The organism is Cupriavidus sp. CPT47-8839-RL05A, assembly GCF_058792255.1.
The window spans coordinates 240,196-260,054 of sequence record NZ_JBYTEG010000001.1; the positions used below are offsets into that span (position 1 = coordinate 240,196).

Consider the following 19,859-nt stretch of genomic DNA (forward strand, 5'->3'; position numbering starts at 1 on the left):
GGTCCCCGCCCGTCACAGCACTGGCAGGCCGCCGGACAGCGCCCCCGTCGTTACAGGACACCACGCCAATGAGCTCCCCGACCCCTGAAAAAGGCCACATCGCCCCCTACACCCACCCCGCCGCCGGCTGGGGTGCGCTGAAGTACGTTGCCATCAACCTGATCAAGGAGAAGGTTGCCGGTGGCAAGTACAAGATGCTGTTCAAGCAGAACCAGGCCGATGGCTTCGACTGCCCCGGCTGTGCCTGGCCGGACCGGCAGCACGCCTCCACCTTCGAGTTCTGCGAGAACGGCGTCAAGGCCGTGGCCGCCGAGTCCACCAGCATGCGCGTGACCCCCGAGTTCTTTGCGCAGCACACGGTGACGTCGCTGATGGCGCAGACGGACTATGAGCTGGAGCAGCACGGGCGGCTGACGCACCCCATGGTCTATGACGCGCAGACCGACAAGTACCGTGCGATCGCCTGGGACGAGGCCTTTGCGCTGATCGGGCGCCACCTGCGTGCGCTGCCGGATCCGAACCAGGCGGCATTCTATACGTCGGGGCGCGCCAGCAACGAGGCTGCATTCCTCTACCAGCTGTTCGTGCGTGCCTATGGCACCAACAACTTCCCCGACTGCTCGAACATGTGCCACGAGGCCACCAGCCGGGGCCTGCCGCCGACCATCGGCGTGGGCAAGTCCACCGTGGTGCTGGATGACTTCGAGCATGCCGACACCATCCTGCTGTTCGGCCACAACGCGGCCACCAACCATCCGCGCATGCTGGGCGAGCTGCGCGAGTGCGCGCGGCGCGGCGCCACCATTGTCTCGATCAACCCGCTGCGCGAACGCGGGGTGGAGCGCTTTACCAGCCCGCAGCACCCGGTAGAGATGCTGACCGGCTCCAGCACCAAGATCGCCTCGATGTTCGTGCAGCCCAAGCTGGGCGGCGACTTTGCCTTGATCAAGGGCATGGCCAAGCGCCTGGACGAACTCGACCAAGAGGCCATCCGGCACGGCCGCGAGCGCCTGATCGACGTGGATTTCGTGCGCGAGCACACCATCGGCTTCGGCGACTTCATCGAAGACCTGCGCGCGGAGAGCTGGGCCGACATCGTCGCCGAGTCGGGCGTGCCGCAGGAAGATATCGATGCGCTGACCCAGGTCTACGCCAGGGGCAAGCGCGTGATCGCCTGCTGGGGCATGGGCCTGACGCAGCATAAGCACTCAGTGCCGACGGTGCAGATCCTGTCCAACCTGATGATGATGCGCGGGAACATCGGCCGCCCCGGCGCCGGGCTGCTGCCGGTGCGCGGGCATTCGAACGTGCAGGGCGACCGCACGGTGGGTATCGAAGAGAAGCCCGAGCCGGAATTCCTGGACCGCCTGCAGGCCGCCTTCGGCTTCGAGCCGCCGCGCAAGCATGGCTATGACGTGGTCCATACCATCTCGGCGATGCTCGAGGGCAAGGTCAAGGTCTTTGTCGGCCTGGGCGGCAATTTCTCCACTGCCACGCCGGATACGCCGCGCACCTTCGAGGCCCTGCGCCAGTGCGACCTGACCGTGAATATCGCCACCAAGCTCAACCGCAGCCACCTGGTGCACGGCAAGGAGTCGTTGATCCTGCCGACGCTGGGCCGCACTGAGATCGACCAGCAGGACGGCGTGGCGCAGGGCGTGACGGTCGAGGACTCGGTCTGCATGGTCCATATCTCGTTTGGCATGAACGCGCCGGCGTCGCCGCACCTGTTGTCGGAGATTGCCATCGTCGCGCGCATGGCAGCCGCCACGCTGGGCTCGGAGAAGATCGACTGGCTCTGGTATGCGCAGGACTACGCCCGCATCCGCGACGCCATCGAGCAGGTGATCGACGGCTTCGAGAGCTACAACGCGCGCGTTGCGGTGCCGGGCGGGTTCCACCTGACGCCGGCGGCATGCAACCGGGTCTGGCATACGCCGTCGGGCAAGGCGCAGTTCCTGGTCAACCGCATCGACAAGGACACTCCCATCAGCCGGGCCCGCCAGAAGTATGGCGACAAGCTGATGGTGATGATGACGACGCGCTCGCATGACCAGTACAACACCACGATCTACGGCCTGGACGACCGCTACCGCGGCGTGTTCGGCCTGCGCCGGGTGGTCTTCATCAGCCCCGCTGACCTGGCGCGGCTTGGCCTGAAGGCGGGCCAGCACGTCGACATCACCAGTGTCTGGGACGACGGCGTGCAGCGCCAGGTCGAGGACTTCGTGCTGGTCGAATACGACATCCCGCAAGGCTGCCTGGGGGCCTACTACCCCGAGACCAATCCGCTGGTGCCGCTGGAAAGCACGGGCGATGGCTGCGGCACGCCCACGTCGAAGTCGGTGCCGGTGTTGCTGACGCCGTCCCGTCGCCAGCCCGCGGCTGTGGCAGGCTGATCCTGCGTTCGTGCACCACCGCCGCGAACGCTAGCCATTACCCCTCGCGAACACTCCCCTCTCCCGCGCAGCGGGAGAGGGGAGAAAACCGACAGCATGCAAGCGCTGCATCAATTTTCTTCAAGAGACCCCCATGGAATGCACCGAACTGGTCGAACACTCAGGCTATGAAGCGCGCCGCATCGTGCGGCACAAGGACTGCGTGGTGCAGCCGGCCACGGACAACGTGGCGGAAGAACTCCCGGTGGCGCTGGTGTACAACGGCATCTCGCACGCCGTGATGATGGCCACGCCGCTGGACCTGGAGGCGTTCGCGGTCGGCTTCTCGCTGACCGAGGGCATCGTCGGGCGCAATGCCGAGATCCACGACCTGGAAGTGCACGTGCACCGGCACGGCGCCGAGGTGCAGATGGAGATCAGCGAGCACGCCTTTGCCACCATGCGGGCCCGCCGGCGTGCGCTGGCGGGCCGCACCGGCTGCGGCGTCTGCGGCATCGAGAGCATCGAACTGCTCGACCTGGAGCCCGCGCGCATGCCCGAGCCGGCCACCCGGCTGACGCCGTCGCGCGAGATGATCGAGCGCGCGGTCGCGGCGCTGCCGTCGCACCAGCGGCTGATGCAGGCCACCGGCGGTGTCCACGCGGCGGCCTGGTGTGATGCGGGCGGCGAGATCCTGCACGTGTTCGAGGATGTGGGCCGCCACAACGGCCTGGACAAGCTGATCGGCCACCTGGCGATGCAGCGCGTGGCGATGGACGACGGCTTCGTGCTGCTGTCCAGCCGCGCCAGCTATGAACTGGTGCGCAAGGTGGCGCGCATGAATATCCAGATGCTGGCGACGATCTCGGCGCCGACCTCGCTGGCGATACGCATCGCCGAGCAGGCCGGCCTGCGCCTGCTCAGCTTCTGCCGCAAGGATGGTTATGTCGACTATACCGGCGCCGTATTGGACGCCACCCGCGGAGGCGCAGCATGCTGAACTTTGACGAGGCGCAGGCGGTCTTCGCGATGTGTGCGGAGCCCGTGCAGCAGACCGAAACCGTGTGGCTGGGCCTGCTGACCGGCCGCGTGCTGGCCGGCGACGTGGCCGCGGTCATGGATACGCCCGCGGCGGACCGCAGCGCCATGGATGGCTATGCGGTGCGCTGCGCAGACTGCCGCGCTGACGCCTGCCTGCCGCTGCAGCAGGTCGTCTACGCCGGCACGCAGCCGCAGCCGCTGTTGCCCGGCCAGGCCATCCGCATCTACACCGGCGGCGTGATTCCGCCCGGCGCCGATGCCGTGGTCGCGCTGGAGAATGCCGAGGAGACCTATCGCGGCGTCGTCTGCGCGCGCGCACCCGTGGCGGGCCAGCATATCCGGCGCAAGGGCGAGGACGCCCGCCGGGGCGACCTGCTGCTGTCGGCGGGAACCCTGCTGCATGCGGGGCATATTGCCGCGCTGGCGTCGCAGGGACTGACGGAGGCCACGGTCTGCCGGCTGGTGGAAGTGGCCATCCTTACTTCGGGCGACGAGGTGGCGGCGCACGACGAGCCGCGTGACGTGTACCAGGTGCATGACGTCAATGGCCCGATGCTCGAGTCGCTGGTGCAGTCGATGGGCGCCGTGGTCAGTTGCCACCGCCACGTGCAGGACGACGAGCGCGCCTTGCACGACATGCTGCGGGAACTTGCCGCCGACGCCGACCTGGTGCTGGTCACCGGCGGTGCCTCGGTCGGCCAGCGCGACCTGGTGGCGGCGGCGCTGGCTTCGGCGGGCGGCGAACTGCTTTGCCGTGGCGTCAACATGAAGCCCGGCAAGCCGGTCACGGTTGGGCGCCTGCGCGGCAAGCCCGTGGTGTGCCTGCCCGGCAATCCGGCAGCAGCCTATGCCACCTTCGCGCTGCTGGTGACGCCGCTGCTGCGCCGCCTGCAGGGGCGCGCGGAGCTGTTCCCGCCGATAGGCCGGGTCAGGGCGGCGCTGGCGGGCACCCGCCCGCACCGCGGCGATGCCTTCTGGCGCGTGGGCGAACTCGGCAACCTCGGCGGCCGCGAGAGCTTCGTGCAGGTCAATGCACAGCAGGGTGCCGCCTCGGTGTCGGCGCTCGGCCAGGCCAGCGGCTTTGTGCGGGTCGAACCCCAATGCGCCGGACAACTCCAAAATCTGCCCCTGCCGTACTATGATCTTCATCGTTGGCTCAGCTGACAGCAGCCCGGCGCAAGGGCCGGACCAGGCACCGGCCGGGCGCAAGGGACATGGGAAGGGGAGCGCAGCGTGAAACTATATGAAAAACTGGCTGCGGACATCGAGGCATTGGTGCAACAGGGTGTGCTGCTGCCCGGCGAGCGGATTCCCTCGGTGCGGCAGACCAGCCAGCACCACCGCATGAGCATCACCACGGTGATCCGGGCCTACGTCTTGCTGGAGAGCCGCGGCATCATCGAAAGCCGGCCGCAGTCCGGCTATTTCGTGCGCGCGCGGCCGGGGGAGCCGGTGGTCGAGTTGCGCCCGTCCAGGCCCAGTGCCAAGCCCTCGGCGGTGGATGTCAGCGCGCTGGTGCTTTCCACGCTGCGGTCGATCCGTTCCGATGATGCCGTGCCGCTCGGTTCGCCCTATCCGGACCCTTCGCTGTTTCCGTGGCAGCGCATCAACCAGTACGCCAACAATATCGCGCGCCGCTATGCCAAGTGGACCATGCTCGACGACCTGCCGCCCGGCAGCCCCGAGCTGATCCGGCAGATCTCGCGCCGCTACCTGGAGAACGGCTACGCCATCGATCCGAACGAGGTGATCGTTACCATCGGCGCGACCGAGGCCATCAACCTCTGCCTGCAGGCGGTGGCCAGGCCGGGCGATACCATCGCAGTGGAGTCGCCAACCTTCTACGCCATGCTCCATGCCATCGAGCGGCTGGGCATGCGCGCCATCGAGGTGGCGACCGATCCGGTGGAAGGCATCGACCTCGGCGAGCTGGCGCGGCTGATCGATGAAAAGGGCGTGGCCGCCTGCATGGTGATGCCCAATTTCCAGAACCCGCTCGGCTTCCAGATGCCCGATGAGAAGAAGCGCGCGCTGGTGGCCATGCTGACCGAGAAGGACATCCCCGTCATCGAGAACGACGTCTACGGCGAGCTCTATTACGGCGAGGCCCATCCCAGTTCATTGAAGGCGTTTGACAAGGCCGGCATCGTGCTGCATTGCTCCTCATTCTCCAAGACGCTGACCAATGCCTACCGGATCGGCTGGGCGCTGCCGGGCCGCTACCGCGAGGCGGTGGAACGGCTCAAGTTCCTCAACACGCTGACCACGCCCGCCATTCCGCAACTGGCGATTGCCGAGTTCCTGAAGAACGACGGCTACGACTTCCACCTGCGGCGGGTGCGCAAGGCCTATGCGCAGCAGGCCAACATCATGGCCGCCGCGGTGCGCAGGTTCTTCCCGAACGGCACCACCCCGTCGCGCCCTGCGGGGGGCTATGTGCTGTGGGTGCAGCTGCCGGAGGGCATCGATGCGATGGAGATGTACCACGCCGCGCTGGAGCACCGCATCACCATTGCGCCCGGGCATATGTTTGCGCCCGGGGCCACTTACCGCCATTGCATCCGGCTGAACTACAGCGGGGAATGGTCGCCCGGCATCGAGTCCGCCGTGCAGACGCTGGGCAAGATCGCGCAGCACCTGCTGGCGCGCAGCCGCGAGCCGGGCGAGGAGGAGCACCAGCATGGAAGACGCTGACATCGATCCCGCCATGGTCGCGGCGCTCCAGGTCTTGTGGCAGGCTGGGCGCGAGAGTGGCGGCAGCCCCTGGTCGCTGGCCAAGATCGCGAAGCGGGCACAACTGCCGATGAGCGTGCTGCGGCGCGTGTTGACGCAGCTGCAAGCCGCCGGACTGGCGGACGTGGCGATCGACCAGGAAGGCCGCGGTCACGCGAGCCTGACGCCAGCCGGCGCGGAGCTTGCCGCGCAGGCTTTCCCGAATCCTGACTGAGTGACCGAAAGCCGCGCCCGCGGCTCAGCCCCCTACCAGCGACATGCGCACCGTCGGGTACTGGCGCTTGCCGCTGGCCAGCCGGTCCGCGCGCAGCTCGGAGTAGCGGTCGCCGCGGGCCTGCCAGGCTTGCCGGACCGCGTCCGCAACGGCTTCATCGGGGCGCGCGGCACCCAGGTGCTGGCGCAGGTCGACAGAACTGGTGGCGAACAGGCACAGGTAAAGCCGGCCGTCGACCGAAACGCGTGCGCGGGTGCAATCGCCGCAGAACGGGTGCGAAACGCTGGAGATAAAGCCCAGCTTCAGGCTGCCATCCGCCAGCAGGTAGTTGCTGGCGGTTTCGCCGTCGCGCCGGGTGACCGGCAGCAGCGCATGCGCGTGTTCGACCATGCCGCGGATCTCGCCGGACGGGACGACGCGTGACTGTGACCAGCCGCTCGGGCCTTCCACATCCATATATTCGATAAAGCGCAGCGTGACGTCGCTGCCGCGGAAGTGTTCGACCATCGGCAGCACCTGCGCGTCGTTGGTGCCGCGCTCGACCACGCAGTTGACCTTGACTGGTGCCAGGCCCGCCGCGATGGCCGCGTCGATGCCCTCCAGCACGCGCCCGACCGGGAAATCGACATCGTTCATGGCGCGGAAGATCTGGTCATCCAGGCTGTCCAGGCTGACCGTGACCCGGCCCAGGCCCGCGTCGCGCAGCGAACGCGCCTTGCGGGCCAGCAGGCTGCCGTTGGTGGTCATGGCCACTTCCACCTGCCGGCCATCCAGGGTACGCATGGCCGCAATGCGTTCGACCAGCGACTCGATGCCCTTGCGCAGCAGCGGCTCGCCGCCGGTCAGGCGCACCTTCTCGACGCCCAGGCCGACAAAGGCGCGCACGATGCGCAGCAGCTCCGCATCGGACAGGCGCTGCTCGGGCGACAGGAACGGATAGTCGCGCCCGAAGCGCTCCTTGGGCATGCAGTAGGTGCAGCGGAAGTTGCACTGGTCGATTACCGAGAGCCGCAGGTCGCGCAGCGGACGGCCCAGCTGGTCCCGGCAGGCGGGTGATGCATGGTCCGGCGCGGGCGCCTCAGGACTGCGGGCGGCGGGCATTTCTTGCACAAGCGCTGCTTGCATGGCGAATCTCCCGGGGGCAATGGGGTGGGGCATGGCGCATGCCATGCCGTCCATGGTAGGGACCGATGGCCGCCCGGCAGGCGTACAAATCGGCAGGAGCGGAAGCAGAACAGTTGCGGCGGGGCCGGTATGGCTGCGTCGGGCGCCTCATTCTCGCGGCGCCCGGATGCGCACCGTCGCGGTCTGGCCGGCGATCAGATGGACGCCGGCCGGCACCTGGTCCAGTGCGATTCGCACCGGTATGCGCTGCGCCAGGCGCACCCAGTTGAAGGTCGGGTTGACGCTGGGAAGCATGTTGGGTCCGATGGCGCGGTCCTGGTCCTCGATGCCGGGCGCAATGCTCTGCACATGTCCGCGCAAGGGAGTGCGCTGGCCCATGATATGTACTTCGGCGGCGCTGCCGACGCGGATCGCGGGCAGCTTGGTTTCCTCGAAATAGCCTTCCACGTACTGCGAGCCGCTGGCCACCACCGACAGGGCCGGCCTGCCGCGGGTGGCAAAGTCGCCGACGCGCGGCAGGCGGTCGCTGGCATGGCCGTCGACCGGGCTGGTCACGCGGCAGCGGGCCAGGTTGAGCCTGGCCACGTCCACCGCGGCATCGGCTTCGTCGATGCGCGCCTGCGCGGCAGCCACGGCGGCCGCGTTCGCCGCCTGGCGCCGGCCCAGTGCCAGCGCGGCGCGCGCCGAAGCGGCTTCGGCCTGGGCCTGTTTCAGGGCCAGGCTGAAGCGCTCCTGGTCTACCACGAACAGGACCTGGCCGCGTTGCACCCGGGCGTTGTCGCCGACGAGCACGGCCGTGACCAGGCCGGAGACATCCGGCGCGACCTGGATCACTTCTGCGCGCACATGGCCGTCGCGGGTCCAGGGCGCCTCGGTGTAGTACTGCCACAAATGCCAGGCGGTCAGCGCCGCGGCGACCACGGCCGCCAGGGTCACCGCAACCGGGCCGAGCAGCGAAAGCTTGCGAATCATGATGGAGCCTGCCAGACGAGCGCGACGATCGCGCCCAGTACGAGGATATAGAGCGAGAAATTGAACAAGGACCGGTGCCAGACGATGCGGTAGAAGCCGATCCGGGCGAGCACGGCGCGCACGCCGGCGGTTACCGCGAACGCGGCCAGCATCCACACCACGGTGGCCGGCACGAAGACGCCGTACAGGTCGAACTCAGTGGCGTGCATGGGGCTCTCCTTCGGTAGGCGGATACAGGGCCAGCCGCAGGGTGGCCAGTGCCGCCAGCGCGGTGCGGGGGCTGCCGTGCGCCGACGAGGCCAGCGCCACGAAGGCCGCGTCGATCAGCGCCGCCAGTGCCGGAGCGGGCGGGCGGGCATGGCCGGCGCGCGCGCACTGGCGGTAGTGGCGTGCCACGCCGGCCAGCACGCGCTCCACGGCACGGCGGTGCGGCGCAGGCACGCCAGCGGGGGCGCGCCGCAGCGCGAGCGCGGCGGATTCGACCAGGAAGTCGGCAACGGCGCTGCCGGCCTGCCTGCCGCTGGCATTGTTGCGGCGGGTCAATGGCGGCCACTGGCGCAGCAGCCGGTCCAGCATGCGGCCACGCAGCCGTGCGCTGTTGACCGGCGCGCGCGGGTGCGCCGCCAGCGCGATCTCGTTCCAGTTGGCCCTGGCCAGCCGGTAGGCCACCAGCTGCTGGCCGAAGGGCTGCATCAGGACCGCCCACAAGGCGGAGAACACCAGCGCCGCCAGGCTTGCCAGGCTGCTGTTGAAGATGCCGGCGAAACTGGCCGCGGTCAGGTGCTGCGGGCCCGGGAACGACGCCGCCGTGACCGCCAGCAACACGCCGAACAGCGCATTGCGCGGCTGCGTCGTCATGGCGCCGATGACCAGGTACGGCCCGGACAGCAGGGCGGCCAGCGAGCCGAAGTCATGGGCCAGCTGCAGCACCACGAACTGGTAATACCAGGACAGCAGCGCACAGCCGATGCTCCACGCGATCACGCGGCCGGCCATCAGCCGCGGCTCCGCGGTGGTGGCGATAAAGCAGCTGGCAAGCGCGGCCAGGCCGACCGGGACCGCACCGTCGACCCAGCCCGACACCATCCACAGCAGGCCCGCGACGAAGGTGGCCGAGCCGGCGGTGGCGCCGCGGAACACCAGCTGCGCGTGGTCATGGTGCCGGGCCTGCCCGGCGGGTTCCACGCGGTACCGCAGCGCGGTGGGCTCGCTTCCGCCCTGGCGCAGGCTGGCCTGCAGCAGGCGGCAGTCCTGCCAGAGATCGCCCAGTCCATCCAGGTAGGTGCAGGTCGCCGCGACCAGCCGTGCATGCCAGTCCGCGGGTGCGGCGGGCGTGGTGCCTGCCGGGTACCAGGAAGGCGGGGGCCGGGACGCGCCGGCGTCGCCGGCGATCCAGGCCAGCGTGGCGCGCATGCGCTGCGCGACGGTGTCAGGCATGCCCGCCGGATGCCGGCGCAAGGCGCTGGCGGCATCGGCCAGCGCCAGCACCAGCGGCAGCAGCGCCGTCATGCGCTGGTGCAGGGCACGTGCGCGCCGCAGGGTCAGGGCGCCGTCGGCTTCATAGGTCAGCTGCGCCAGCTGGGTTTCCATTGCCAGGATATCGGCGGCCAGCAGGCTGAAGCTGTCATGGCGCTGGCCCGCGCTGGCGCCGGCGGCCAGCACGTCGGTGATCCAGCGCGAGGCGTGGTCCAGCCACGCCGACGCGCGCGCGGCCAGCGCCGGCGTGGTGCGCGAGGGAAACACCACCGCGCTGACCACGCTGGCGCAGACGATGCCGATGACGATTTCCTCGATGCGGGTGAGGGCCACGTCGAAGACCGTGGCCGGGTTGGTGACCGTCGGCAGCGCCACGATCGGCAGCGTATAGGCGGCCAGCAGGCAGATGTAGTTGCGCGGCGCCGGCTCCAGCAAGGACAGGTAGAGCAGGGTGCCGGTCCAGCACGCGATCGCGGCCATCAGCAGCACCGGCTCGTCGACCAGCCAGGGCACCAGCGCCACCGCGCACACCGCGCCCAGCAGCGTGCCGAAGACGCGGTAGGTGCCCTTGGCATAGGTGGCGCCGGCCAGCGGGCTGGACACCAGGTAGACGGTGGCCATGGCCCAGTAGGGCCGCGGCAGCCCGAGCGCCAGCGCCACGTAGAGCGCCAGCATCGCCGCGCCGAACACCTTCAGCGAATGCAGCCAGGGTGCAAGGTCGGGGCGTCCCGCCCAGGCTGCCGCGAGCGTGTCGAACACGCCGGCGGTGCGCGCGGGCAGCGCGGGACGGGAGAGCGGGCCAGAGGACGGCATGGCTTCAGTTGGCAAGCCCGGCTGCGCGCATCAGCAGCTTCATCAGGCTGGCGCAGACAAAGACCGTGCCGACCCCCGCCAGCCACAGGGCCAGCAGCCAGCCCAGGCGGGCCGCCAGCCGCGATTGCAGGATCCTGGCCATCAGTGATACCCCTCCCCGCGCTTGACCTTGCCGCGGAACACGTAATAGGACCAGGAGGTGTAGGCCAGGATGATCGGCACGATGAACAGGGTGCCGACCAGCGCGAAGCCCTGGCTTTGCGGGGGCGACGACGCATCGAAGATCGAGATCGACGGCGGGATGATATTGGGCCAGATGCTGATGGCAAGCCCGGTATAGCCCATGAAGATCATCAGCAGCGCATACAGGAACGGCGACACGTTCGGGTGCTTGCGCAGGGACCGGTAGATGCCGAAGGCCGAGAACAGCACCAGCAGCGGGACCGGTAGGAAGAAGAACAGGTTGGGCAGCGCGAACCAGCGTTGCGCGATCTCCGGATGGGTCAGCGGCGTCCACACGCTCACCGCCGCGACCATTGCCAGCATCACGCCGGTCAGCACGTTGGTCACGCGCAGCATGGTCCATTGCAGGCGGCCCTCGGTCTTCATGATGAGCCAGGTGACCCCGAGGAAGGCATAGGTGATCACCACGCCCACGCCGCAGAAGACCGGGAACGGCGCCAGCCAGTCGAGCGCGCCGCCGGTGAAGGTGGTGCCTTCCATGGCGATGCCGTCGATATAGGCGCCCAGTGTCACGCCCTGGAAGAAGGCGGCGAGCACCGATCCCCACGTGAACGCGGCATCCCAGTATGGGCGGCTGCGGTCGCTGGCCTTGAAGCGGAATTCAAAGGCCACGCCGCGGAAGATCAGCCCCATCAGCATGAACATCAGCGGCAGGTAGAAGGCGCTGAGCAGCACCGAGTAGGCCAGCGGGAAGGCGCCCAGCAGCGCCGCGCCGCCCAACACCAGCCAGGTTTCGTTGCCGTCCCAGACCGGGGCCACCGTGTTCATCATGACGTCGCGGTCATGACGGTCGCCGACGAAGGGAAAGAGAATGCCGATGCCAAGATCGAATCCGTCCATGATGACGTACATCATCACGCCGAAGAAGATCAGGGCGGCCCAGATAACCGGAAGGTTGATACCCATGTTGATCACCTGTTCAGGATTCGCGCTGGCCGTGCGGGGCCATCGGGTTGGGTGTGGAAGCCGCGGCGATGGCGGCGGGGACGACGCTGCCGGGGCCGTAGGACGGCTCTTCGTGCGGGTGCGCGTCGGGGGCGGGGCCGGCGCTGGCCAGCTTGAGCATGTAGCGGATGCCCACGCCGAAGCAGACGAAGTAGATCACCACGAACAGCGCCAGCGACAGCGCCACCGGGCCGGCCGCATGCGCGGAAACGGCATCATGGGTACGCAGCAGGCCATAGACCACCCACGGCTGGCGGCCGATCTCGGTGGTCATCCAGCCGGCCAGCAGCGCGATCAGGCCGGCGGGGCCCATCAGCACCGCGAGGCGCAGGAAAGCCTTGGACCGGTACAGGGCGCCGTTGCGGCGCAGCACCCAGCCCAGCAGGCCGAACAGGATCATCGCCACGCCCAGGGCAACCATGATGCGGAAGGTGAAGAACAGCACCGTGGCATTGGGGCGGTCTTCCTTGGGGAAGTTCTTCAGGCCGCGGATCTGGCCGTCAAGGCTGTGCGTGAGGATCAGGCTGCCGAGGCGCGGAATCTCGATGGCGTAGCGGGTTTCCTCGCGTTCCATGTCGGGGATGCCGAAGACGATCAGCGGGAAGCCGCCCTTGTCATCCTTGGCCGCGGTGTCCCAGTGCCCCTCCATCGCCGCGATCTTGGCGGGCTGGTGCTCCAGCGTGTTGAGGCCGTGGGCGTCGCCCACCACCGCCTGGATCGGCGCAGCGATCAGCACCATCCACAGCGCCATCGACAGCATCTTGCGGGCGGCGGGCACGGCGCGGCCATGCAGCAGCTGCCAGGCCGAGGATGCCGCCACGAACAGTGCCGTGGACAGCAGCGCGGCGATCACCATGTGCGCCAGGCGGTAGGGGAACGACGGGTTGAAGATCACCTCGAGCCAGTCGGTCGGCACCACCTTGCCGGCAACGATGACGTAGCCGGCCGGCGTATGCATCCAGCTGTTGGATGCCAGGATCCAGGTGGAGGAAATCATGGTGCCGAGCGCCACCATCACCGTCGAGAAGAAATGCAGCCCCGGCCCGACCCGGTTCCAGCCGAACAGCATCACGCCCAGGAAGCCCGCTTCCAGGAAGAAGGCGGTCAGCACCTCGTAGGTCAGCAGCGGTCCGGTGACGCTCCCCGCAAACTGCGAGAAGCCAGACCAGTTGGTGCCGAACTCATAGGCCATGACCAGGCCGGAAACGACCCCCATGCCGAAGTTCAACGCGAAGATCTTGATCCAGAACTGGTACAGGGTCCTGTACACCGTGTCCTTGGTGTAGAGCCAGCGTGCTTCCAGGAACGCCAGGAAACATGCCAGCCCGATCGTGATGGCGGGAAATAATATGTGGAAGGAAACCGTGAATCCGAACTGGATTCGAGCGAGTTCCAGGGCTGTGAGTCCGTACATCGATGTGCTCTCCGTGGGGTGGCCGCCGGCACGACGGCGTGTCGCGCGAGACTACGGACAAGCGTAAGGACTACAGCCTGCCCGCTAGGGATACAGTTCTTGCGGAACCGTTCAAGCTCAGTTCTTCAGGCCGGAAGCAGCGCTTGCCAGGCACTTCGCGCCACCGGTACAGATGACGCGATTGCGCGGGATCACAGTCATGCGACAGGATCCCGCGGCACCAGTCAGGAGGCACTCGGGTGTGCGCTGCGAAGATGGATCAGGACGCAGCGGATGGCCGGCGCGAGCGCTCAGCTGAACAGCTTCATGGCCTTGCCGAGGGTCGACCAGATCCCCGCGCCCAGCGGGATCAGCACGTATGCCCAGAACGCGAGCAGCAGCAGCGTCTTGCCGAAAGTACGGTCGTCTTGCACGGTGGTGTCTCCTGTGTATTGGTATCGGAAGCCGGGGTGGCGCTCAGGCTGCGCTGGTGGCTTCGCGCAGGTGGTGGCGCTCATGCACCGGCCGGATCAGCAGGTTGCAGACGAACCCCGCCACCAGCAGGCCGGCCATGATGTGCAGGGTGTCGACATAGACCTCTGACCTGGGCACACCCATGGCCAGCTTGTGCTCGCGGATGTAGTTGACTAGCGCCGGGCCGGCAATGCCGGCAGCGGCCCAGGCGGTCAGCAGGCGGCCATGGATGCCGCCGACGTAGGCCGTGCCGAACATGTCGGCCAGGTAGGCGGGAATGGTGCTGAAGCCGCCGCCATACATGGTCAGGATCAGGAAGTAGCAGACCACGAACAGGGCCACGTTGCCGGACGAGCCGACGGCCGGCACCGCCATGTACAGCGCGGCGCCGAAGGCGAAGAAGATGGCATAGGTGATCTTGCGGCCGAAGTAGTCGCTGGCGGAGCTCCACAGGAAGCGCCCCGTCATGTTGCCGATGCTGAGCAGGCCGACGAAGCCGGCGGCGGCTGCCGCAGTGATGCTGCCCTTGAAGGTTTCCTGGATCATCACCGCAGCCTGGCCCAGCACGCCGATGCCGGCGGTGATGTTCAGGAACAGGATCACCCACAGCAGGTAGAATTGCGGCGTCTTCAGCGCCTGGTCGATATGCACGTTGGCGTGCGTGACCATCTTGCGGGCCTTGGTGGTGGGAACGTAGCCCGGGGGCGCCCAGCCCGGGGCCGGGATGCGGATGGCCAGCGCGCCGATCGACATCGAGATGAAGTAGACCACGCCCATCACCAGGAAGGTCTGAGCCACGCCCGCGCTGGTCGCGCTCTTGAAGGTGTTCATCAGCGCGACCGACAGCGGCGCGCCGATCATCGCGCCGCCGCCGAAGCCCATGATCGCCATGCCGGTGGCCATGCCGCGGCGGTCGGGGAACCAGCGGATCAGCGTGGACACGGGCGATACGTAGCCCAGCCCCAGCCCGATTCCGCCCAGCACGCCGTAGCCCAGGTAGAGCAGCCAGATCTGATGCAGCCAGATGCCCAGCGCCGACACCAGGAAGCCGCCGCCGAAGCAGCACGCCGCAGTGAACATGGTGCGCCGCGGCCCGACCTTCTCCAGCCACTTGCCGGCAAAGGCGGCAGAGATGCCGAGGAAGAAGATCGCCAGCGAGAACACCCAGCCCAGCGTGGTCAGTTGCCAGTCGCCCGGCGCGGACTGCGTGACGCCAAGGATCCGGGTCAGCGGTTCGTTGAAGACCGAGAAGGCATAGGCCTGGCCGATGCACAGGTGCACCGCCAGCGCCGCGGGCGGCACCATCCAGCGGTTGAAGCCGGGGCGGGCGATGATGGCCTCCTTGGAGAAGGCCGACGGGCGTGATGCTGGCCGGGACGGCGACGCGTGCTGGGACTTCTGCGAGGGCGTTTGCGCTTGCGCGGGGTATGACATGAAGGTGTCTCCTACCTGGAAGTGGCAGCCTCTTTTTGCGCGTGATGCGACGGGCTGGAGTGCGTGGTTCAGCAAAAGCCATGCCCAAGGCGCAATCCCTTTGTCGTCAATGGATTGCGTCGCGCGGCCCCGCGCGCCGGGGCGCAGCCTTGGACAAAATGTCCGGACGGAGGCCCCTTGCCCGGGCCAAAATGTCCATGTGCGGCGGCCGGCTCGGTTTAATTCCCAATACAGCCGGGTGGCCGACTGTCGCTAGACTCTTCCCTTGGCCCGCAACAACTAAAGTGATGAGCGAAAGACAAAGCAACCCGCCCGATGCCGACAACTGGCAGCGTCGCACGATCCTGGTGGTGGACGACGAGGCCGGCATGCGTTCGTTCCTGTCGCGCGCGCTCGAAGGCAAGGTGGGCAGCGTGGTGACGGCCGACAGCGCCGAAGCGGGTGCCGCGCTGCTGGAGCAACGGCATTTCGACCTGATCCTGCTCGATGTGGCGCTGCCCGGTGCCAGCGGGATGGAGTGGCTCAAGGCACTGCGCGCGGCCGGCAACCCCGCCGACGTGATCCTGATGACGGCCTTCGCCGACATGGACACGGCGATTGCCGCGCTGCGCTCGGGCGCGGCGGACTTCATCGTCAAGCCGTTCCGCGTCGACCAGATGCTCAATGCGATCCGGCGCTGCTTCGACCGGACCCGGCTCGCGCGTGAGAACTACCTGCTGCGCCGCGAGCTGGACAAGTACACCATCCAGAAGCACTTCATTGGCGAGTCCGAGGCCATGAAGAAGGTCGTGGCGCTGGTGGCGCGGGTGGCACCGATGCCATCGACGGTACTGGTGACGGGCGAGTCCGGCACCGGCAAGGAAGTGGTGGCGCGCGAGCTGCATCGCCTGAGCGGACGGCAGGGCCAGTTCGTGCCGCTGAACTGCGGCGCGATGGCGCCCGAGATCATCGAAAGCGAATTGTTCGGCCACGCCAAGGGTGCCTTCACCGGCGCGGCTGGCGGGCGCCATGGCCTGTTCCTCTATGCCGACGGCGGCACGCTGTTCCTGGACGAGATCTCGGAGCTGCCGCTGGCGATGCAGGCCAAGCTGTTGCGGGTGATCGAGGATCGGCGCATCCGGCCGCTCGGCACCGAGCGCGAGATTGCCGTGGACGTGCGCATCGTCGCGGCCTGCAACCGCAACCTGGCCAACGAGGTCGCCGCCGGGCGCTTCCGCCAGGACCTGTTCTACCGGCTCGACGTCGTGTCCGTCGGCATCCCGCCGTTGCGCACGCGGCCGGAAGACATCGTGCCGCTGGCCGAGCATTTCTCGGAGCAGCTGTCGGCCCAGCTCGGGCTGCCGGCGGTGCCGCTTTCGCCCTCATTGATCCGGGTGCTCAAGGGCTACGACTGGCCAGGCAATGCGCGCGAACTGCGCAACCTGGTGGAGCGGGCGCTGATCCTTGGCGAATACCCGGTCGAGCTGCTGGCGCACCAGGCCGATCCGGCTCAAGCCAACCTTCCGGAAGAAGAGCGCGAGGATGCAGCCATGCCGGCCGACGACGGCACCCTGCTGGAGTCGGTGGAGCGGCGGCACATCCTGCAGGTGCTGGCGGCCGAGGGCGGCAACCGGGTGGAAGCGGCGCGCCGGCTTGGCATCTCGCGCCGCACGCTGGACCGCAAGTGCCTGCAGTGGGGCCTGCGTCCTTGAGCCCGGCTGCGCTGCTGTGCCGCTATCGCGCCTCGCTGCGGGCCAAGCTTGTATCCATCGTGGTCGCGCCCCTGCTGGTGGCGCTGCTGGCGCTGCTGCTGATCATGGGGTTGTGGGGCAATCGCGCGTTCCAGGCCTTGCTTGCCTACAAGGTCAACAGCGACCTGCTGGTCGCCCACGAGTACTTCGAGCATATGGTCGGCGGCGTGGGCGACCGTGTCCTGCAGGAGGCGAGGTCGTATGCGCTGGTGGACGGACTTCGCCGCGGCGGCGCCATGCCCGGGATCCTGGCTGACGCGCGGCGCACGCATGGGCTCGATTTCCTGCAGTTGCTCGATCCGCAAGGGCGGCTGCTTGCCGCTGCGCCTGCTGTCGCGGCAGGGGCGGATTACGCAGCCTGGCGCGTGGTGGCCAGCGCCGCCGCCGGCCGCACGGACGCCGCCACCGACGCATGGTCTGCCACGCAACTGGCCGCGGTTTCCGGCGAGCTTGCCCGACGCGCACAGGTGGCGCTACGCCCCACCGCCAACGCAGCGCCGACCGACAGGACCCAGGAAAGCCGCGGCATGGTGATGCACGCGGCCGCACCGGTATTTGACCAGGCGGGAACGCTGGTGGCGATCCTGCATGGCGGCACGCTACTGAACCACAACCTCGGCTTCATCGACACGATCAACGCGCTGGTCTACCAGCCGGAATCGCTGCCTCGTGGCAGCGAGGGCACGGCGACCCTGTTCCTGGACGACACGCGCATTGCCACCAACGTGCGGCTGTTCCATGGCGAGCGCGCCCTGGGAACGCGGGTCTCCCGCGAGGTGCGCGACAAGGTGCTGCTGCGCGGCGAGAAATGGCTGGACCTGGCGTTCGTGGTCAGCGACTGGTACATGAGCGCCTATGAGCCGATCGTGGACAGCCGCGGCGAGCGGATCGGCATGCTCTATGTTGGCTATCTTGCCAGGCCCATCGGCCAGGTGAAGAACCTGGCTTTTGGGGTGCTGGTGGGCCTGTTCCTGCTGCTGGGCGTGGCGGGGTCGTTATTGGCCTTGTTCTGGGCCAGGCGCGTGTTCGCGCCGATGGCGCGGATGGTCGGCACCATGCAGGCGCTGAAGGCGGGCGACACCGATGCGCGCGTGGGCCCGGTGCGCAGCGATGACGAGCTGGGCCAGCTCGCCAGCCAGTTCGACCAGCTGCTGTCGGCCCTGCGGCAGCGCAATGACCAGCTCAGGGACTGGGCGGACTCGCTCGATCGCAAGGTGGCGGAGCGCACGCGCGAGCTGGAGGACGCAAACGCCGAGCTGCGTGCCACCCGGCAGCAGCTGATCACGTCGGAGAAGCTCGCCGTCGCAGGGCACCTTACAGCGGGCGTGGCACATGAGATCAACAATCCGATCGCGGTTATCCAGGGCAACCTGGACGTGGCGCGCGAGATTCTTGGCCCGGCTGCCGAGCCAGTCCGGCACGAGTTGAGGCTGATCGACGAGCAGGTGCGGCGTATCCACCTGCTGACCAGCCGGCTGCTGCAGTTTGTCCGGCCAGAGGCCTACGCCGGCAATATCGAGCGCCTGGATGTGAGTGAAGTGGCGGCCGGCTGCGTCGACCTGGTCCAGCACATGCTGAAGGGCGCGTCGATCCGGGTCGAGCTGGATTGCCTGACCACGCGCCAGGTGCGCATCAGCCGCAGCGAGTTGCAGCAGGTGGTGGTCAACCTGCTGACCAATGCCATCCACGCCATGCCCGAGGGCGGCACGCTCACGCTGGGCACGCGCGACTGGGACGGGCAGGGCGTGACGCTGCATGTGCGCGACACCGGCCACGGCATCCGGGAAGAAGACTTGCCCAACCTGTTCAATCCGTTCTTCACGACCAAGAAGCAGATGGGGACGGGTCTGGGGCTATCCATCAGCTATGCGCTGGTGGAGCGCTACGGCGGCCGCATTACCGTGGAGAGCGCGGTGGGACAGGGCGCCGAGTTTATTGTCTGGCTGCGCGAGGACGGGGTGGCCCCGGCGCAGGCAGAGGCGGGCGGCGGCGAGCCATGACATGGCATGTTGGCGCCGCGCCCTCGAACCGATCATCGTTCGTGCCTGGCAATGAAGGCTTCGACAGTGTCGTGCAGTAGTACCGGCTTCTCGAGGAAGATGAAATGACCACCGTCCAGGGTGGCAAACTCCGCTCCCGGAATCCGCGCTGCAATCTCCGCAGAGAAGTGCGGCGGGGCGCAGAAGTCGCGCTCGCCCACCAGTACCAGCGTCGGCGTCGTGATCGATGGAAGATCATCGAAGGCGTCGTGTCCTACGATCATGTCGATCCGGGCAAAGCCGATCTCCGGGTCGAATGTGCCGGCCGATGCCGCATTCACCCACGCCTGTACCTGCTCCGGGTGCTCGCGACTGAATTTCGGGTCGAACAGGAATAGTGCGTTCGCCTCGGTGGACGCGCGCAGGCCGGAATCGGTCAGCATGCGTCGCCGCATGTCGAACTGGCGGCGGTAGAACGCGTCCGCGCGGGCAATCGAAGAGACAATGGTCGCGCTGCGCAATCGCTCGCGGTGTTTGATTGCCAGCAGCTGCGCGATGGCGCCTCCGGTCGAGGACCCGACCACATGGACCGGCCCGCACCCGACTGCCTCGATGACCCGCGCCATGTCCCGCGCGTGTTGCGCAATCGTCATGTCGCGCGCGGTGCGCTCGGACTGGCCGGTGCCGCGGTGATCCGGCACGATCACCTGGTGATGCCCGGCGAACAGGTCGATCTGTGGTCCCCAGGATGCGCCGACTCCCGCAAGCCCCGCCAGGAATAGCACGGGCGAACCCTGGCCCTTGACCTCGTAGTGGATCGAAACACCGTCGGACGTGACGTATGGCATCTTGCTTCTCCGGGTTCAGGGCGACGCGAACTGCGGTGTCCGAAGGAACAGTTCCATCAGG

17 protein-coding genes are annotated in these 19,859 nt (G+C 67.9%); 7 read left to right on the top strand and 10 right to left on the bottom strand.

Going from position 1 to position 19,859, the window contains the following annotated elements; all coding sequences use genetic code 11:
- Window positions 1-68 precede the first annotated feature (68 nt).
- The 5 genes from AC3WVS_RS01040 to AC3WVS_RS01060 all read left to right on the top strand — a co-directional run bounded on the left by AC3WVS_RS01040 (window position 69) and on the right by AC3WVS_RS01060 (window position 6,366).
- Window positions 69-2,399 carry an FdhF/YdeP family oxidoreductase gene (locus tag AC3WVS_RS01040; protein ID WP_492316994.1) on the top strand — a complete coding sequence of 777 codons (2,331 nt, stop codon included), beginning with the start codon at window positions 69-71 and terminating at the stop codon, window positions 2,397-2,399.
- 133 nt (window positions 2,400-2,532) lie between these two features.
- Window positions 2,533-3,378: a formate dehydrogenase accessory sulfurtransferase FdhD gene (fdhD, locus tag AC3WVS_RS01045; RefSeq protein WP_492316995.1), complete on the top strand. Its 846-nt coding sequence runs from the start codon at window positions 2,533-2,535 to the stop codon at window positions 3,376-3,378.
- Complete coding sequence (locus AC3WVS_RS01050; RefSeq protein WP_492316996.1) at window positions 3,372-4,583, top strand: molybdopterin molybdotransferase MoeA; 1,212 nt, start codon at window positions 3,372-3,374, stop codon at window positions 4,581-4,583. The genes fdhD and AC3WVS_RS01050 overlap by 7 nt, the downstream gene beginning before the upstream one ends.
- 69 nt (window positions 4,584-4,652) lie before the next feature.
- Entirely contained in the window at window positions 4,653-6,113 is a 1,461-nt protein-coding gene (locus AC3WVS_RS01055) for an aminotransferase-like domain-containing protein (protein WP_492316997.1), read from the top strand.
- A complete protein-coding gene (locus AC3WVS_RS01060; RefSeq protein WP_492316998.1) occupies window positions 6,100-6,366 on the top strand; it encodes a transcriptional regulator in 267 nt (88 codons plus the stop codon). The genes AC3WVS_RS01055 and AC3WVS_RS01060 overlap by 14 nt, the downstream gene beginning before the upstream one ends.
- 24 nt (window positions 6,367-6,390) lie before the next feature.
- Here the strand turns inward: AC3WVS_RS01060 and moaA are convergent, their stop codons facing one another.
- The 9 genes from moaA to AC3WVS_RS01105 all read right to left on the bottom strand — a co-directional run bounded on the left by moaA (window position 6,391) and on the right by AC3WVS_RS01105 (window position 15,241).
- Window positions 6,391-7,491 (bottom strand): GTP 3',8-cyclase MoaA, encoded by a 1,101-nt coding sequence (gene moaA, locus AC3WVS_RS01065; protein WP_492316999.1) that lies wholly within the window; start codon window positions 7,489-7,491, stop codon window positions 6,391-6,393.
- A gap of 147 nt (window positions 7,492-7,638) precedes the next feature.
- Window positions 7,639-8,463, bottom strand: a complete 825-nt coding sequence (locus AC3WVS_RS01070; protein WP_058696775.1) for an HlyD family secretion protein — start codon at window positions 8,461-8,463, stop codon at window positions 7,639-7,641.
- On the bottom strand, window positions 8,460-8,672 hold the full coding sequence (locus AC3WVS_RS01075; protein WP_018313632.1) for a DUF1656 domain-containing protein: 213 nt from the start codon (window positions 8,670-8,672) through the stop codon (window positions 8,460-8,462). Before AC3WVS_RS01075 ends, AC3WVS_RS01070 begins: the two co-directional genes overlap by 4 nt.
- Window positions 8,659-10,752: an FUSC family protein gene (locus AC3WVS_RS01080; RefSeq protein ID WP_492317178.1), complete on the bottom strand. Its 2,094-nt coding sequence runs from the start codon at window positions 10,750-10,752 to the stop codon at window positions 8,659-8,661. The genes AC3WVS_RS01075 and AC3WVS_RS01080 overlap by 14 nt, the downstream gene beginning before the upstream one ends.
- Window positions 10,753-10,756: 4 nt before the next feature.
- A complete protein-coding gene (locus AC3WVS_RS01085; protein WP_492317000.1) occupies window positions 10,757-10,894 on the bottom strand; it encodes a DUF2474 family protein in 138 nt (45 codons plus the stop codon).
- Window positions 10,894-11,901, bottom strand: a complete 1,008-nt coding sequence (gene cydB / locus AC3WVS_RS01090) for a cytochrome d ubiquinol oxidase subunit II (protein ID WP_492317001.1) — start codon at window positions 11,899-11,901, stop codon at window positions 10,894-10,896. The genes AC3WVS_RS01085 and cydB overlap by 1 nt, the downstream gene beginning before the upstream one ends.
- A 13-nt stretch (window positions 11,902-11,914) precedes the next feature.
- Window positions 11,915-13,354, bottom strand: coding sequence for a cytochrome ubiquinol oxidase subunit I (locus AC3WVS_RS01095; RefSeq protein WP_492317002.1), 1,440 nt, complete (start codon window positions 13,352-13,354; stop codon window positions 11,915-11,917).
- A 290-nt stretch (window positions 13,355-13,644) separates the two neighbouring features.
- Window positions 13,645-13,767, bottom strand: coding sequence for an MFS transporter small subunit (locus tag AC3WVS_RS01100; RefSeq protein ID WP_010809255.1), 123 nt, complete (start codon window positions 13,765-13,767; stop codon window positions 13,645-13,647).
- A gap of 43 nt (window positions 13,768-13,810) precedes the next feature.
- Window positions 13,811-15,241 carry an L-lactate MFS transporter gene (locus AC3WVS_RS01105; RefSeq protein ID WP_492317003.1) on the bottom strand — a complete coding sequence of 477 codons (1,431 nt, stop codon included), beginning with the start codon at window positions 15,239-15,241 and terminating at the stop codon, window positions 13,811-13,813.
- Window positions 15,242-15,528: 287 nt separating this feature from the next.
- Here AC3WVS_RS01105 and AC3WVS_RS01110 point away from each other — a divergent pair, with 287 nt between their 5' ends.
- Entirely contained in the window at window positions 15,529-16,932 is a 1,404-nt protein-coding gene (locus AC3WVS_RS01110; RefSeq protein WP_492317004.1) for a sigma-54-dependent transcriptional regulator, read from the top strand.
- Window positions 16,929-18,971, top strand: a complete 2,043-nt coding sequence (locus AC3WVS_RS01115) for a sensor histidine kinase (protein WP_492317005.1) — start codon at window positions 16,929-16,931, stop codon at window positions 18,969-18,971. Before AC3WVS_RS01110 ends, AC3WVS_RS01115 begins: the two co-directional genes overlap by 4 nt.
- A gap of 32 nt (window positions 18,972-19,003) precedes the next feature.
- Here the strand turns inward: AC3WVS_RS01115 and AC3WVS_RS01120 are convergent, their stop codons facing one another.
- Window positions 19,004-19,798, bottom strand: coding sequence for an alpha/beta fold hydrolase (locus AC3WVS_RS01120; protein ID WP_492317006.1), 795 nt, complete (start codon window positions 19,796-19,798; stop codon window positions 19,004-19,006).
- Window positions 19,799-19,859 lie beyond the last annotated feature (61 nt).

Bases quoted from the DNA above. Each gene is read 5' to 3' on its own strand.
- AC3WVS_RS01040 (WP_492316994.1), top strand. From the start codon at position 69: ATGAGCTCCCCGACCCCTGAAAAAGGCCACATCGCCCCCTACACCCAC.
- fdhD (WP_492316995.1), top strand. From the start codon at position 2,533: ATGGAATGCACCGAACTGGTCGAACACTCAGGCTATGAAGCGCGCCGC.
- AC3WVS_RS01050 (WP_492316996.1), top strand. From the start codon at position 3,372: ATGCTGAACTTTGACGAGGCGCAGGCGGTCTTCGCGATGTGTGCGGAG.
- AC3WVS_RS01060 (WP_492316998.1), top strand. From the start codon at position 6,100: ATGGAAGACGCTGACATCGATCCCGCCATGGTCGCGGCGCTCCAGGTC.
- moaA (WP_492316999.1), bottom strand. From the start codon at position 7,491: ATGCAAGCAGCGCTTGTGCAAGAAATGCCCGCCGCCCGCAGTCCTGAG.
- AC3WVS_RS01070 (WP_058696775.1), bottom strand. From the start codon at position 8,463: ATGATTCGCAAGCTTTCGCTGCTCGGCCCGGTTGCGGTGACCCTGGCG.
- AC3WVS_RS01075 (WP_018313632.1), bottom strand. From the start codon at position 8,672: ATGCACGCCACTGAGTTCGACCTGTACGGCGTCTTCGTGCCGGCCACC.
- AC3WVS_RS01080 (WP_492317178.1), bottom strand. From the start codon at position 10,752: ATGCCGTCCTCTGGCCCGCTCTCCCGTCCCGCGCTGCCCGCGCGCACC.
- AC3WVS_RS01085 (WP_492317000.1), bottom strand. From the start codon at position 10,894: ATGGCCAGGATCCTGCAATCGCGGCTGGCGGCCCGCCTGGGCTGGCTG.
- cydB (WP_492317001.1), bottom strand. From the start codon at position 11,901: ATGGGTATCAACCTTCCGGTTATCTGGGCCGCCCTGATCTTCTTCGGC.
- AC3WVS_RS01095 (WP_492317002.1), bottom strand. From the start codon at position 13,354: ATGTACGGACTCACAGCCCTGGAACTCGCTCGAATCCAGTTCGGATTC.
- AC3WVS_RS01105 (WP_492317003.1), bottom strand. From the start codon at position 15,241: ATGTCATACCCCGCGCAAGCGCAAACGCCCTCGCAGAAGTCCCAGCAC.
- AC3WVS_RS01110 (WP_492317004.1), top strand. From the start codon at position 15,529: ATGAGCGAAAGACAAAGCAACCCGCCCGATGCCGACAACTGGCAGCGT.
- AC3WVS_RS01120 (WP_492317006.1), bottom strand. From the start codon at position 19,798: ATGCCATACGTCACGTCCGACGGTGTTTCGATCCACTACGAGGTCAAG.